This is a genomic window from Tenacibaculum tangerinum, assembly GCF_029853675.1.
GTDB classification, from domain to species: domain Bacteria; phylum Bacteroidota; class Bacteroidia; order Flavobacteriales; family Flavobacteriaceae; genus Polaribacter; species Polaribacter tangerinum_A.
This window is the reverse complement of sequence record NZ_CP122539.1, coordinates 2,001,810-2,016,322: the sequence shown is the minus strand read 5'-3', so window position 1 is coordinate 2,016,322 and position 14,513 is coordinate 2,001,810. Positions and strand designations below refer to the sequence as shown.

At 33.3% G+C, this 14,513-nt stretch carries 15 protein-coding genes; 4 read left to right on the top strand and 11 right to left on the bottom strand.

From position 1 onward, the window contains the following. Positions 1-109: 109 nt before the first annotated feature. From P8625_RS08790 to P8625_RS08775, 4 genes are all read right to left on the bottom strand, one after another. Positions 110-1,003: an IS982 family transposase gene (locus P8625_RS08790; protein WP_279650098.1), complete on the bottom strand. Its 894-nt coding sequence runs from the start codon at positions 1,001-1,003 to the stop codon at positions 110-112. A gap of 101 nt (positions 1,004-1,104) precedes the next feature. Beyond that, positions 1,105-1,350 (bottom strand): response regulator transcription factor, encoded by a 246-nt coding sequence (locus P8625_RS08785; protein ID WP_279650097.1) that lies wholly within the window; start codon positions 1,348-1,350, stop codon positions 1,105-1,107. Positions 1,351-2,121: 771 nt separating this feature from the next. Continuing rightward, positions 2,122-2,484 (bottom strand): Na(+)-translocating NADH-quinone reductase subunit F, encoded by a 363-nt coding sequence (locus P8625_RS08780; RefSeq protein WP_279650096.1) that lies wholly within the window; start codon positions 2,482-2,484, stop codon positions 2,122-2,124. Further along, positions 2,484-3,842, bottom strand: coding sequence for a DEAD/DEAH box helicase (locus tag P8625_RS08775; protein WP_279650095.1), 1,359 nt, complete (start codon positions 3,840-3,842; stop codon positions 2,484-2,486). Before P8625_RS08775 ends, P8625_RS08780 begins: the two co-directional genes overlap by 1 nt. A gap of 68 nt (positions 3,843-3,910) precedes the next feature. Between P8625_RS08775 and P8625_RS08770 the strand changes: the two genes are divergently transcribed. Next, complete coding sequence (locus tag P8625_RS08770; protein WP_279650094.1) at positions 3,911-4,372, top strand: Na(+)-translocating NADH-quinone reductase subunit F; 462 nt, start codon at positions 3,911-3,913, stop codon at positions 4,370-4,372. 318 nt (positions 4,373-4,690) lie between these two features. On the opposite strand, the gene nqrF is transcribed toward P8625_RS08770, so the two are convergent. The 6 genes from nqrF to P8625_RS08740 all read right to left on the bottom strand — a co-directional run bounded on the left by nqrF (position 4,691) and on the right by P8625_RS08740 (position 10,785). After that, positions 4,691-6,001 (bottom strand): NADH:ubiquinone reductase (Na(+)-transporting) subunit F, encoded by a 1,311-nt coding sequence (gene nqrF, locus P8625_RS08765; RefSeq protein ID WP_279650093.1) that lies wholly within the window; start codon positions 5,999-6,001, stop codon positions 4,691-4,693. After that, positions 6,001-6,750, bottom strand: coding sequence for an NADH:ubiquinone reductase (Na(+)-transporting) subunit E (nqrE, locus tag P8625_RS08760; protein WP_279650092.1), 750 nt, complete (start codon positions 6,748-6,750; stop codon positions 6,001-6,003). The genes nqrF and nqrE overlap by 1 nt, the downstream gene beginning before the upstream one ends. Positions 6,751-6,827: 77 nt before the next feature. Next, positions 6,828-7,472, bottom strand: coding sequence for an NADH:ubiquinone reductase (Na(+)-transporting) subunit D (locus tag P8625_RS08755; RefSeq protein WP_279650091.1), 645 nt, complete (start codon positions 7,470-7,472; stop codon positions 6,828-6,830). A 2-nt stretch (positions 7,473-7,474) separates the two neighbouring features. After that, positions 7,475-8,215, bottom strand: coding sequence for a Na(+)-translocating NADH-quinone reductase subunit C (locus tag P8625_RS08750; protein ID WP_279650090.1), 741 nt, complete (start codon positions 8,213-8,215; stop codon positions 7,475-7,477). A gap of 2 nt (positions 8,216-8,217) precedes the next feature. Then, positions 8,218-9,429, bottom strand: a complete 1,212-nt coding sequence (locus P8625_RS08745; RefSeq protein ID WP_279650089.1) for an NADH:ubiquinone reductase (Na(+)-transporting) subunit B — start codon at positions 9,427-9,429, stop codon at positions 8,218-8,220. Between the two features lie 3 nt (positions 9,430-9,432). Beyond that, the gene (locus tag P8625_RS08740; RefSeq protein ID WP_279650088.1) at positions 9,433-10,785 is read right to left on the bottom strand and encodes a Na(+)-translocating NADH-quinone reductase subunit A; all 1,353 of its coding nucleotides are present in this window, start codon (positions 10,783-10,785) and stop codon (positions 9,433-9,435) included. A 162-nt stretch (positions 10,786-10,947) separates the two neighbouring features. Between P8625_RS08740 and P8625_RS08735 the strand changes: the two genes are divergently transcribed. From P8625_RS08735 to P8625_RS08725, 3 genes are read left to right on the top strand one after another with little or no spacing between them, the layout of a single operon-like run. Further along, the gene (locus P8625_RS08735) at positions 10,948-12,180 is read left to right on the top strand and encodes a type IX secretion system plug protein (RefSeq protein ID WP_279650087.1); all 1,233 of its coding nucleotides are present in this window, start codon (positions 10,948-10,950) and stop codon (positions 12,178-12,180) included. Positions 12,181-12,232: 52 nt separating this feature from the next. After that, positions 12,233-12,619 carry a Co2+/Mg2+ efflux protein ApaG gene (gene apaG / locus P8625_RS08730; RefSeq protein WP_279650086.1) on the top strand — a complete coding sequence of 129 codons (387 nt, stop codon included), beginning with the start codon at positions 12,233-12,235 and terminating at the stop codon, positions 12,617-12,619. Then, a complete protein-coding gene (locus P8625_RS08725) occupies positions 12,619-13,728 on the top strand; it encodes a DUF3667 domain-containing protein (protein ID WP_279650085.1) in 1,110 nt (369 codons plus the stop codon). The genes apaG and P8625_RS08725 overlap by 1 nt, the downstream gene beginning before the upstream one ends. Here the strand turns inward: P8625_RS08725 and P8625_RS08720 are convergent. After that, entirely contained in the window at positions 13,725-14,405 is a 681-nt protein-coding gene (locus tag P8625_RS08720) for an NRDE family protein (RefSeq protein ID WP_279650084.1), read from the bottom strand. The two genes, P8625_RS08725 and P8625_RS08720, sit on opposite strands and share 4 nt — an antisense overlap. Positions 14,406-14,513 lie beyond the last annotated feature (108 nt).

The window sequence follows — 14,513 nt, the reverse complement described above, 5'->3', positions numbered from 1 at the left end:
TGGTAATGCTGGTAGTAATTTTACGCATCAAATAATGTGTTTTTGTTGATGTAAAAACAAATACAACATTTAGTTTGGGATAATTTATTCAACATGAGTTCGGGATAGTTTATCCTATTCTTTGTAAGTTATCGATATTGATATTAGGTTTAGTTGGATAAAACGAATAAGCGATTAACCCTGCGACTAAATTTAAGATAAAGTTATCGAAGCTTCTGTGTCTTGTGTGCTCTATTTGACATACGTTTTTCAAAATATCATTCACACTTTCAATAACAGCCCTTTTTCTAAGCATAATTTTATCATAGATATGCATAAGAGTATTTTTCATATTCTTTCTAATTTTTGTAACCAAATGTATTCCATCTACAAAAAGCTGTTCAAACAGTTCTTTACCTACATACCCTCTGTCGGCAAATATTTTTCCAAACACACGATTATGAAAGGCTTTATCTTTAAGTGGTTGTCTGTCATCTATATTACCTTGCGTAATTAAAAAGTCAACGATATCGCCCTTTTCATTGATAATAATATGAAGTTTAAAACCAAAGAACCACCCCATGGTTCCTTTCCCTTTTTTTGCGGTGTTTTTAAAAACTTTGTTCTGCTTTTCTCTTTTATAATGACATACTTTAATAGTGGTAGAATCTAAAAAGGAGATCCCTGTACATTGACCTAAACAGTGCATTTGAAGAAACAGTATCATAGGCACTGAACAACGCTTTTTCAATTCTACAAATCGGTTATAGGAAACTAAATCTGGAAATTCTTTTGACAAGTGTTTGCTAACATATTCGATATAAAAGTGTTTAAAACACCTAAAACCACTAAAATGGAAAAGCACCATAATTGTGATTATTTCACTTTGGGTGAGTTTAGGCTTTCTTCGTCTAACTATCTTTGAACAGGTTTCTAAAGCATTTTTATCAATAACTTGATTAATTTCGGCACAAAAATCATCAATTAAACAGAAAAATTCAGTAATTTTAAAATCAGAAATCATAGTGAAAAAATTAGTTATACAATTAAAAATCAGTACTTTAATTTACTAAATTTTTCGCTTTTTTTCGTGTAATTAAAAAACTTTTTTATCCCGAACTCACGTTATTCAAGAACTTTATGCTCAATTCCTTTTTCTTTAAAATATTTGAGTACCTCAATACCATTCATGGGCTGCATAGATATATCTAACACGATTACATCGCATTGATTATTCTGGCACCATTTTATTAACTCTTTACCGTTGTTAGAAACTCCTACTACTTTTATATTGCCATACTTTAGCAATTCTTTGATACCGTCTGCAACAATTTGATGATTATCCGCTATATGTACTGTTATTTTCTCCACAATACAAAAGTATGTAGTTTGTAAAGATAAATTTATGGACGTTTCCCCATATAGAGCTTTTTTTTATTGTTTTTGGAATTTATTATACTGGTATACAGTTAGTTGTGTTTTTGTGTTCTGTTAAATAAGATAGAAATTTAAAGCAACTTACCCGAAACACGTATTAATTTTATGTCAAGGAGTGACGTATTCTTAGGTTTTATAAACAACAACAACTGATAATTATGTAGTTGCAATTTTATTTAAAAAGATACAGAATAATTTGGTTTTTTTTGATTGGTTTTGAATAGAAATGGAGTAATTATTAATTCTAGTAGTAAAATATGTAATGAATCTATGTAGGTATCTAAAGTTTTTTTTCAAAAAATGAACATTCGATTTCAATTCAACTGCAACTTTTAAGATTTATCCATTTAAATCGTATAACGCATATACATAAAAACACCCGATTACATCTGTAATCGAGTGTTTCTTGAGTTTACATTTTTAAAACTCTAAAAGCTTAATGATTAATTGCATAACTAGCACCTTTACCTAAATATGATAAGTATGCTGAAATTGATTTCATTAAGTTTTTCCCCCTTTTAATTAGTAAGTGTCTTTTCATTGTTATTATATTATTAATTTCCCTTACTACAAAGTTAACCTACAACTAAAAGATAAACAGAGGGATTTTTCCCTTTTTCTACTTATTAAAACACCCTTTATGTATAATTGGTAAGTTTTTAGTTATGAGCTGTTAATAATAATATGTAAATAACATTGAGGTTCTTATAAAATTTTCACAAAATCTTCAAAAGCAACATAATACGGTTTGTTTTTGAAAATGGGTAGTTCTATACTTTCTGCATTCGCTATACCAACACCTGCGTACCAAACTTTGGCATTTTGCCTTTCTGCATGTTTTTTAAAAGTTTCCATCCATAATACATCGTATTCTTGAGGTGTTTGAATATTGTTGGTTGTTTTGACCAATACAAAAATGGTTGGTTCTCCTTTTTTGTATAATACAAATTGTGGGTGTTTTTTTAACTCACTATTTACTGCAATAAATTCGTACCCCATTTCTTGTAGCTTCTTTCCCACAATATTCATTCCCAAATTGTGAAGTTCTTGTTCTGTAAGTACTTGCATTATTTTCGCTTTTTATTGCGTTTGTTATAATTCTTATCTCCTCTTGTTTTGGGTTTTTTGTACTTTTTAGCAATTTCTCTTCTGTAGGAGCCTCCTTGGTTTGTTTTTTTGTTTTTTTCTTTTTTCTCGTGAAAAGCAGGTCCGGGTATATATTCTTGAGAAGTTCTATTTTTATTTAGTTCTCGGTCTTCTTTTATACGCTCTTCTTCTGTTAATTCTGTTGCTATTTCAACTTGTTCTGGAATAGTTAACTTCGGAATTTCGTAATCCATCAACTCTTCAATGCGTTGCTTTGCTTCCAGTTCTTTTTCAGTAGCAAATAAAATTGCTTTTCCCTTACGTTCTGCGCGACCTGTTCGACCAATTCTATGCATATAATTTTCAGGAAAATGAGGTGTGTTAAAATTAATTACATGGGTAACTTCTTCTAAATCCAATCCACGTGCAATTACATCGGTAGCTATTAAAATTCGCTTTTCTCCTTTATTGAACTGTTCTATAGAGCGCAAACGATAATTTTGTGTTTTATTTGAGTGAATTACACAGGCTTGCGAAGGATACGCTTCTGCAACGCAATCAAACAACCTATCTGCATTTCGTTTATTGGGGGCAAACACAAGTACTTTAGAAAATTCTGATTTGTCTTCTAGTAAGAAATTCAATAAATTAACTTTGGTATAAAAATTCGGAACATCGTAGCTTATTTGTTGAATATTCTCTAGAGGTGTTCCGCTGACTGCAATGGCTATTTTGTGAGGAGCAATAAAGAAATCATCAATCAATGCTTCAACATCTTCTGTCATCGTTGCAGAGAACATAATATTTTGACGTCTTTGCGGCAACAAATCAAAGATGTTTAATAGCTGAAAACGAAATCCTAAATCGAGCATTACGTCTACTTCATCAATCACTAATTTCTGAATAGATTTTAGTTTTAACACGTTGCTTACTGCCAAATCATACAAACGACCGGGAGTAGCCACAATAATATCAGCCCCTTGCATTACCGCTTCTTTATGACGGTTTAAATTTACACCCCCATAAACACCAATGGTTCTTAGTGTAATGTACTTTGCCAATTTCTCAATTTCTTCAACAACTTGAACTACTAGTTCTCGTGTAGGTACTAAAATTAATACTCTAGGGTGTAGTTGTTTTGAAAACTTTAAATCACGGAGTATGGGTAGTAAGTAACCAAACGTTTTTCCTGTACCTGTTTGTGCGATACCTACCATATCTTTTCCTGATCGTATTACTGGAAAAGATTCTTCTTGAATTGGTGTTGGGTGTACAAAACCCAATTCTTCAATAGCATTACGTAGTGGATTTGATAAATCTAAATCTTGAAAAGTTGTCATTAACAATAGTTTGGTACAAAGGTACAACCAATATTTTGTATATTTAAGGGCACAAATTCTTTTTGATTATGGAAATACCTAAACGACTAGAACAAGCACTGATAAAGCTTTACAATGCTTTTCATAATAACGAATTGAATCCTGAATGCTGTACTGCTTGCGCGGTTGGAAATATTTTAGACAATCAAGATAGCTGGAAGCATTTAACTAATGGGCATGGTTCTTTAGAATTGAGTTATGTAGGCAGGGTGCATCAAAATTTAGGAAGGACTTTTAACGGTTACACTCCCTTTGAATTACTACAAATTGAAAAAGTTTTTTTAGAAGCCTGTGGGTTTACAGTGCCCTTATGTCATTACAACCCGAAACCTAAAAACGCTACAAATAAAGAAACACTGTTTAATGGTTTGTGCGCAGTGGTATCGCATTTATGTGCACTTGATAATATACCAAACGTTATGGACTATTCTAAAATTTTTGAATATGAAAAGGACAGTCCTGTGTATAAATTTGATGTTATCTACCTATAAACTATCCTAACCTAGCTAAAAATTCTGTTTTACATTCATAACATTTGAATCTTTTTTTATTAAAAAAAATGAGTTTTTGAAAAAGACTTCTTTTGATTCTTTTTATAAAGTTAGACTGGCATTTTGGACATTTCATTAGTTAGTTAGTTAGATTTTTGGTAATAGTAGGTTTGGGTGCAAAGTAACTTTATTTGGTAAATAATAGGTATTTTATTTCTTAAATAATGAAAAATCGTTCATGAATGGTAAAAGTTAGAGCATAACAAAGCCGATACAAATTTGTATCGGCTTTTTGCAATATTTAAAAGTATTTTATTTTTAACCTCCAAAGTCATCAAAACGAATGTTTTCGTCTGGTATTCCAAAGTCTTCACCCATTTTTTGTACTGCTTTGTTCATTAATGGCGGCCCACAGAAATACAACTCAATATCTTCTGGTGAATCGTGCTTACTCAAGTAATTGTCAATTACACAGTTGTGAACAAATCCTACAAACCCATCGCCTTCATCGTCAATACTATCTTTTACTTTCCAATTATCTTCTGGTAAAGGTTCTGATAACGCAATATGGAATCGGAAATTTGGAAAGTCTTTTTCTAACTGATAAAAGTGATCTAAGTAAAATAATTCACGCTTAGAACGACCTCCATACCAGTACGAAACTTTTCTTCCTGTTTTTAATGTTTTAAACAAGTGGTATAAGTGCGAACGCATAGGAGCCATACCAGCTCCACCTCCTACATAAAGCATTTCAGCATCTGATTCATTAATGAAAAACTCTCCGTAAGGTCCAGAGATGGTTACTTTATCTCCTACTTTTCTTGAGAATACGTATGAAGATGCGATTCCTGGGTTTACATCCATCCAACCTCCTTTGGCTCTATCGAAAGGAGGAGTTGCAATACGAACGTTTAACATAATTTCACGACCTTCTGCTGGGTAAGAAGCCATCGAATAGGCTCTTTCTACCGTTTCATCGTTTTTCATTACTAATGGCCATAACTTAAACTTGTCCCATTCCAATTGAAACTTATCTGGAGTTTCATGTTCTTCTGGGTGAGCGGTTATGTCCATATCAGAAAATTTTACTTCGCATGGTGGAATTTCAATTTGAATATATCCTCCTGCTTTGTAGTTCATATCTTCTGGAATCTCAACTACGAATTCTTTAATAAATGAGGCTACATTATAGTTACGTACTACGGTAGCTTCCCATTTTTTAATTCCGAAAATTTCTTCTGGAATTGAAATATCCATGTCTTGTTTTACCTTAACCTGGCATGCTAAACGAGCTCCTTCTTGTAATTCTTTACGCGTAAAGTGAGGTGTTTCTGTTGGTAAGGCTTCCCCACCACCTGAATTAACATGACACTCACATTGAATACAAGATCCACCTCCACCACAAGCTGATGGCAAGAAGATTTTTTCATTACCTAAAGTAGATAATAATGTACCTCCTGAAGCTACTTCTATTGTCTTTTCTCCGTTAATGGTAATTTTTACGGGACCAGATGGTGCTAACTTTTGCTTTACAAATAATAACAAGGCTACTAAAACTAAGATAACTACCAAAAACGCTACTACTGTTATAGCAACTGTTCCTCCTGTACTTGTTTCTAAAAATATCATTATTCTGTAATTTCTTTAGTGTTATTAGCTATTTCTTTTGCTTTCTCTTCAGTCTTTTCAACAGCCTTTTCTTCAAGTTCTTTCTTTTCAACTTTAACAGTGGCTGTTTCTTCTTTTTTACCTGCATCGTCGCCTCCTGTTAACATTCCACCGAAGCTCATAAACCCGATAGCCATTAACCCTGTAATAATGAAGGTAATTCCTAAGCCTCTTAGTGCTGGTGGCACAGATGAATATCTGATTTTTTCACGAATCGCTGCAATGGCTAAGATTGCTAAAAACCATCCGATTCCTGAACCTACACCGTAGGTAAATGATAAGCCTAAAGTGGGTATTTCACGAGATTGCATGAATAAAGACCCTCCTAAAATGGCGCAGTTTACTGCAATTAACGGCAAGAAAATACCTAAAGAGTTATACAATGCTGGTGCGAATTTTTCAACAATAATTTCTACCAATTGTACCATGGTTGCAATCGTTGCAATAAACATGATAAATGATAAGAAACTTAAGTCGTAATCTGCGTACTCTTCTCCTAACCATTTTAAGGCTCCAGGCTGTAATAAATACTGATCTAACAACCAGTTTACGGGAACTGTTACTGCCAATACAAAAATTACGGCAGCTCCTAAACCTACAGCTGTTGATACTTTTTTAGATACAGCAAGGTACGAACACATTCCTAAGAAGGTAGCAAATACCATGTTATCTATAAATATCGACTTGAAAAATAATTCTAAATGTTCCATGTTTTTTATAGTATTGAGTATTGAGTAGTTAGTGTTGAGGTTGTATAGCTCAATTCTTTTAACTTCTCACAACTATTTTAATCTTCTATTAATGCTTTATTTCTTGTACGTTGTACCCAAATAATAATTCCCACAACGATTAATGCCATTGGTGATAATAACATAAATCCGTTGTTTTCATATCCTAAAGCATACAATCCTGTTTTCTCGATAGGATCTCCTAATACTTTGAATCCTAATAAAGTACCAGAACCAAATAATTCTCTAAAGAATCCTACGATAATTAAGATTACTGCATATCCTAAAGCATTTCCTATTCCATCTAAAAATGATTTCCACGGTCCGTTACCTAAAGCAAATGCCTCAAAACGTCCCATAATGATACAGTTGGTAATAATTAACCCAATAAATACCGATAAAGTTTTACTTAAATCGTACGCAAATGCCTTTAGCACCTGGTCTACAATAATTACTAGGGTCGCTACCACGATTAACTGTACAATAATTCTAATTTTTGATGGAATGATATTTCTCATAAGTGAGATAACTACATTTCCTACGCCTAATACAAACAATACTGATATTGACATTACGATAGAAGCTTGTAACTCTGCTGTAATTGCCAATGCAGAACAAATACCTAATACTTGAATCGTAATTGGGTTGTTATCTGCTAACGGGTCAGTAATTAATGCTGCATCTTTTTTTGATAAAAGTCCCATAATTATTTTAATGTTTTAAAGTAAGGTACATATAAACCTAATTCAGATTTAATCATTGCAGCAACACCATCACCTGTAATAGTTGCTCCTGCAATTGCATCTACCTCGTTATCAGTTTTATCTTCATTCTTTGGATCGTTATTCGATTTTGAAACTGCAATTCCTTTAAAAGCATCGCCATTCATTAAATCTTCTCCTGTAAAGTCATCCATAAAGTAACGTTGCTTGATATTGGCTCCTAAACCAGGGGTTTCTCCTTTATGATCAAAGAAAACTCCTTGTACTACCATATTTTTATCCATGGCAACAAAACCCCAAATAGCATCCCAAAGACCTTTACCTCTAATAGGAGCGATATAATAAGTCTTTCCTTCTTTTTCTCCTATAAACAAAGGTAACTTTCTTGTTTTTCCTTCTTTAGCTCTAGTTTTTTGCTTTTTAACATCAATTAAATACGCTTTGTCATCTTCAGAAACCTTATCTCCTTCGATTACTAATTGTTTTTTAATGTATTTAGCAAACTCATCTGCTACTTTATCTTTTGAAACAAACTCTACACTTGTCTCGTCATTTTCATTTACCCCCATAGCATACAAAATATTTTGTTGCTTTTCGATGCGTTTATTTGCATCGATTGTTGGGCGTAGTGATGATGCTGTAAAGGCTAACAGCGCACCTACTACTAACACCATTCCTATGGCGAAAAGTACTGTATATAAATTACTATCTGTCTTTTTACTCATAACTAGGTATTTTGAACTTTTACTTTTGCTCTTTTCAATCTTCTCTTCACATTACCTTGTACAACGTAATGGTCAATCGTTGGAGCAAACACATTCATTAATAAAATGGCTAACATTACTCCTTCTGGATATGCTGGGTTGAATACACGAATCATAATTGAAAGGAATCCGATAAAGAATCCATAGATCCATTTTCCTTTGTTCGTTTGCGATGCTGTTACTGGGTCAGTTGCCATATACACAGCTCCAAATGCAAACCCTCCAATGATTAAATGTTTCCAGAAATCTAAACTCATTAATCCGTAAAACTTGCTTGTTTCACCGATCCACCCCATTGCCACCACTTGGTTGAAGATGAATCCCATTACCAAAGCTCCTATCACTGAAGATACTATGATTCTCCAGCTTCCAATCTTCGTAAAGATTAAGAATAACGCTCCTAATAAGATTAACAACGTTGATGTTTCTCCTACTGACCCCGGAATGAATCCGAAGAACATATCAGAAACTGAGTAATTTAATGGTTGCGATTGGGCTAAACTTCCTAAGATGGTTTCTCCTGAAATCGCATCGGCAGTTCCAGCAGCTTCTACAGCTCCTTCAACCCATACTTTATCTCCAGACATCCATGTAGGATAGGCAAAGAACAAGAAAGCACGAATGGTTAAAGCTGGGTTTAAAATGTTCATCCCAGTTCCTCCAAATACTTCTTTACCGATTACTACCCCAAAAGCTACCGCTACTGCTAGCATCCATAAAGGTAAATCTACAGGTACAATTAACGGAACTAACATTCCTGTTACTAAATATCCTTCTTCAACTTCGTGTCCTTTAATTACAGCGAAGACAAATTCGATTGCTAAACCAACTCCATACGATACAATTACTAATGGTAAAATTTTAATGAAACCAATTAAGAAATTATCCATATTCCAAAATTCTCCAGAAAAGAAACTGGTTGCTTTTGAAACGACTTCTGTTTGAAGATTGTGTTGATAACCTGCATTGAACATCCCGAAAATTAAACACGGGATTAATGCCATAATTACGATATTCATCGTACGTTTTAAATCATCGGCTGCCTTGATATGAGTTCCTCCGTGAGTTGTCTCATTTGGCAAATATAAAAAGGTGTGGATTGCGTTAAACGCAGGTGCCATCTTAGTACCTTTATATTTTTCTTTTAAATTATGTAAATTTTGTTTTAAGCCCATATCTTATCCTAATTCTTCTCTCATTAAATCTAATCCTTCACGAATTATTTTTTGGTGAGGTTGTTTAGATACACAAATAAATTCTGTTAACGCAAAATCTTCAGGTGCAATCTCGTAAGCTCCTAAACCTTCCATTTCATCAAGGTCTTTGTACATACAAGCTTTTAGTAATTGCATCGGATATATATCTAACGGAAACACCTCTTCATACGAACCTGTTACTACAAAAGCTCTGTGCTCTCCGTTGGTATTCGTATTCAAGTCATATTTTTTCTTCGGATTTAACCAAGAAAACGTAAATGCTCTAGAAGTAGAAACCTTATCAAAAACAGGTTTGTTCCATCCAAAGAATTCATAATCATCTCCCTCTGGAATTGCCGTAATGAGGTTGTCGTAGTATCCTAAGAAACCATCTTCGTTTACTTCTAAGCCACTCAATACATTACCACTAATGATACGAGCATTGCTTGCTTCTAAATTTCCTTTAACAATATCTGCAATTTGTGCTCCTGCTTTAGCAGTTACATATTGAGGCTTGTTGAATTTAGATCCAGCTAATGCGATGGTACGGGTATTGTTAAACTTACCTGTTAGCAATAACTCACCTATTACTACTAAGTCTTGAGGGCTTACTACCCACACTACTTCTCCTTTATTAATAGGGTCGATTTGTGCTATTTGAGTACTTACATTTCCTGCTGGGTGTGGTCCTGAAACTTTGTGCAACTCAATCCCTTTTAAATCTTTAAACGGAGATAGTGTTGCATTTTTCCCAATAGAAACGTGCACTTTACCTGTAGTTAATTTTGTTAACGCAGTTAATGCTGCTTGCAATGCTGCCTCTTTACCTTTTAAAGTATAATCATAATCGGCTGCTAAAGGTGCACTTGCGTAGGCTGATACAAAAATTGCTTTTGGTGCTTGATTTGGATTGGCAATGATGTCGTACGGACGTTGCTTTACAAACGGCCAGCAACCAGAAGCAAATAAGTGATTCTTCACCTCTTCTCCAGACATTGCGTCTACATCTTTTTTACCAAAATCTTTGTATTCCTGCTGTGCATCAGCAGTGATTTTAATTGCTAAAACTTTTCTTCGTGCTCCACGAACGATTTCAGAAACTTTTCCGCTAACAGGGCTAGGAAATAAAATACGCTCATCACTTTTTGAATAAAAAAGTGCTTCTCCTGCTTTTACTTCTGTACCTTCTTTAGCTAAAATTTTAGGAATAACGCCGTGAAAATCATCTGGCTTTACTGCAAAAGCACTACCTAGTGAAAGTACGGTAGTTACCTGTTCTGCCTCGCCAACTAGCTTGATGTCCAAGCCTTTCTTAATACGGATGTCTTTTGACATAGGAACTGATTAATTTGATTCTCTTAAAAAACATGCAAATTTAAAAATTTTGAAAGCCTTTGCAGAACAAAACCATTTTTATCTTTCCGAAATCTTATTATTTATAATTATTCTAAATAAAAAACTTGTCTTTGGCTTATATTTTGATACTTTTGTTATTGTATGATAAAAAAAGAACTATTTATACTTGCTCTTTTAGCAGCAGTGTCTGTCTTTGGACAAAACATAAAAACGGTACAGTTAAGGCCTAAAAATAATCCTAATTTTTATGCTCCAATTGTTCGTTTAGGAAGGGTGTTGGAACTTTCTTTTGATGATCTCGAGGGAGATAGTAAGCAATATCAATATAAAATTGAGCATATGACACACGACTGGAAGCCTAGCTCAATGACAAGCAATCAGTATATTGAAGGATTTAATCAAAATGAAATACTCAATTTTACAAATTCGTTTAATACCTTACAATCGTATACACACTATTCGGTTGAAATTCCCAATCAAAACACGATTATTACCAAAAGTGGTAATTATTTAATTTCAGTTATTAATGAAGAGTATGAAGTGGTTTTTACCAGACGCTGTGTTTTTTATGAAGACATTACCGCCGTTGGTGTTGCTGTTTTTAATAGTAGAGATGCATCAACAGCCAACCGACAACAAACGGTGCAGTTTATTGTAAATCACCCAACACTTCAAATAAATATCCCTACCCAAGAAGTTCATGTTTCCCTTTTTCAAAATCATAACTGGAATACGGCTATTACAAACCTTGAACCTGTTTTTATAAAGCCTCAGCAGTTATTGTACAATCACACTGTGAAAACCAACTTTTGGGGTGGGAATGAGTTTTTAAATTTCGATACTAAGTTTATTAGAAATGCTAGTTTAAATGTTGCCAGAGTTGAAGAAAAAGAGGTGTATCACAGTTATCTTTATACTGATGAGCCTAGAGCAGAGAAAACATATACCTACAATCCTGATATCAACGGACAGTTTGTGGTGAGAACAACTGAGCGTAATGTTGCCTATAATCAAGACGATACTGAAGCCGACTATTCGCTAGTTCATTTTTCATTAGATGCTTTCGAGCCTTACGAAAACAAAGATGTTTTTGTTTATGGTGCTTTTAACAACTACCAGCTTTCTGAAGAAAATCGAATGACTTATGATGCGTCGCAGCAGATTTATAAAGCCGTTATACCTTTTAAACAAGGCTTCTATAACTACAGTTATGTTACCTTAGATCGTAACAATAATATTAATTTACACGAGATTGACGGTTCTTTTTATCAAACTGAAAATGAGTATACTGCTATCGTATATTACCGACCTTTTGGTGGTATTTACGATAGAGTAGTTGGAGTAGGCTATGGTTTTTTTAACCAAAATAGATAGCGGTGCTAGAAGAAACGTTGTTTAAAAACCGAAAAAGAGTTATCTTTAGCGTATGTTTCAACAAGTAACAAAAGGCATAAAAATTTCTGTAAAAACCTCTTTTTTGGGAGCTGTTTACAGAGGAGAACAGCAATATAATGCTTTTAGTTATTTTATTTCTATAGAAAACAACTCTAAAGACACCGTACAACTCTTAGAGCGATTTTGGGTTATTTTCGATGCTTTGAACGATATAGAGTATGTAGAAGGAGAAGGGGTTGTTGGCGAAACACCAATCTTACAACCCAATGATATTTACAATTATCGATCTAACTGTTTTTTATTATCTACTACGGGTGCTATGGGAGGGAACTATAAAATGATAAATACTGAAACTCTTGAAGAGTTTTTAGTAATTATTCCAACTTTTCAACTAACTACTACTCCTACTTTAAACTAATGACAAAGAAAAATACTATAGTAGTTGTCAAAGACGCTAGCTGTTTAAACTGTGGATATCCTTTTACACATAACGAAAAATTCTGTCCAGAATGCGGTCAAAAAAATAAAGGTAAAAAAATAACCTTTGGTAGTTTTATTCGTGAAGTATTTGCAGGTTTTTTTTCATGGGATGCTAAATTTTGGAAAACATTAATTCCTTTAATTATAAGTCCTGGAACAGTTTCGAAAAATTATATTGATGGAAAAAGAAGCAGGTATACCAACCCATTCCGTTTTTATATCACTACTTCTGTAATTTTCTTTTTAATCGTTAATTTAACTGATAGTTACAACGATTTTAAAAACTTAAATAACGATAAAAAACAGAATGCTAACGCTGCCATTTTAGGAGTACAAGATGCTTTTTACGATAGTAAAAAAGATTCTGTTGCAGCGATTGTATTAGACGAGTTAAAAAACAAAAAAATAGATTCTACACTAACCGCCAATGAACTAGATTCTGTAGTGAATATCGATTCAATAATAAAAAATAAAAAACCTTTTTTAAATGTTGCTGGTAAAGAAATAAAAATAAACAGGATGCTTACTTTTCAAAAAGAATACCCAGAAGTACCTGTAAATGACGCATTAGATAGCTTACAAATTAAAAAAACATTTTCTAATAGGTTTTGGTATTCTCGAACTGAATTAATAAATAGTTTTTTTTCAAAAACAGAAACTCAAAAGGCATTAGTAAAGCAGTTTTTATCATACTCATCAGTAGCTTTGTTTATATTGCTTCCGCTGTTTACATTATCGTTAAAGCTTTTGTATTTTAGAAGAAAGTTTACCTACATAGAACATTTGGTATTTGTTTTTCATACACAAACAGTTTTTTTTATACTGATTTCAATTTTTTATATTCTAGATTTTATTGGAGATAGTAATTACACAACAAACATTTTTCTACTTCTGTTTATGATTTATCTATTCATTGCTATGAAAAAATTTTATAATCAGGGGTATTTTAAAACATTTATAAAATACTGCATAGCAAATACCTTGTTTTTTATATTAGGTGCTATGGCTTTTGTATTTATTTCATTTGCTGTTTTTGCTTTGTACTAATCCAATAAATCTAAATAAGTTACTTTAATCGCATTTGAGTTTTTCTTTACAGATGTAACACTTACTGTTTCTACATGAGTCCGTCTCATTTTTAACGAAATTTCAGGAGTTCCCTTGGTTGCATCTTGATGAAAAGCGAGGATGTCTGATTGAAGATAATTGGGGTGCGCTGCCAACCACTCTGCCAACCACTTTTTTCTTAGCTGTTTCATTTCATCAGTATAGAGTGTAGAAGACGACCAAATTTTAGGAGTTCCGTCTAACTCTTGAAAATGTTTTTCTACTCCATCCCAAACCAATTCATAGGCTTGTAAATTCTCATTCCAATCGACCAAAATAATGGTAAAAGGTTCTATTCCAGAAAAATCAAAATGATTAATTACCTCCACAGGATTCTCAACTTTTAATAATTGCTTTACAATAACCCCTCTACTCATTCGGTAAGACTGCGCTCTTTGATGTTTGGTAAACCCACCATTTAACAAACAAATCAATCTATTTTTTTCACTTACACCAATCCAAGTGCCTCCCGCCAACTCATCTTTAGGATAGGTTAATTGTACCCCATCTTCTGTATATGTTTTAGGTGCAATTGTTTTTCGTTTTGGGTCTTCGTCTCTATTAGAGGTTAATATAAAATCATTATTCCCTAAAGGTAAATACGTTACCGTACACATATCGTTTTCTTTTGTTGAATTCCAGCCTTTTGTCTGCTTACATATTTCTAAAAATAACCGTACCTTTGTGCATCCGAAATTTTACGCAGACTTTTCTGTAACAAAGAA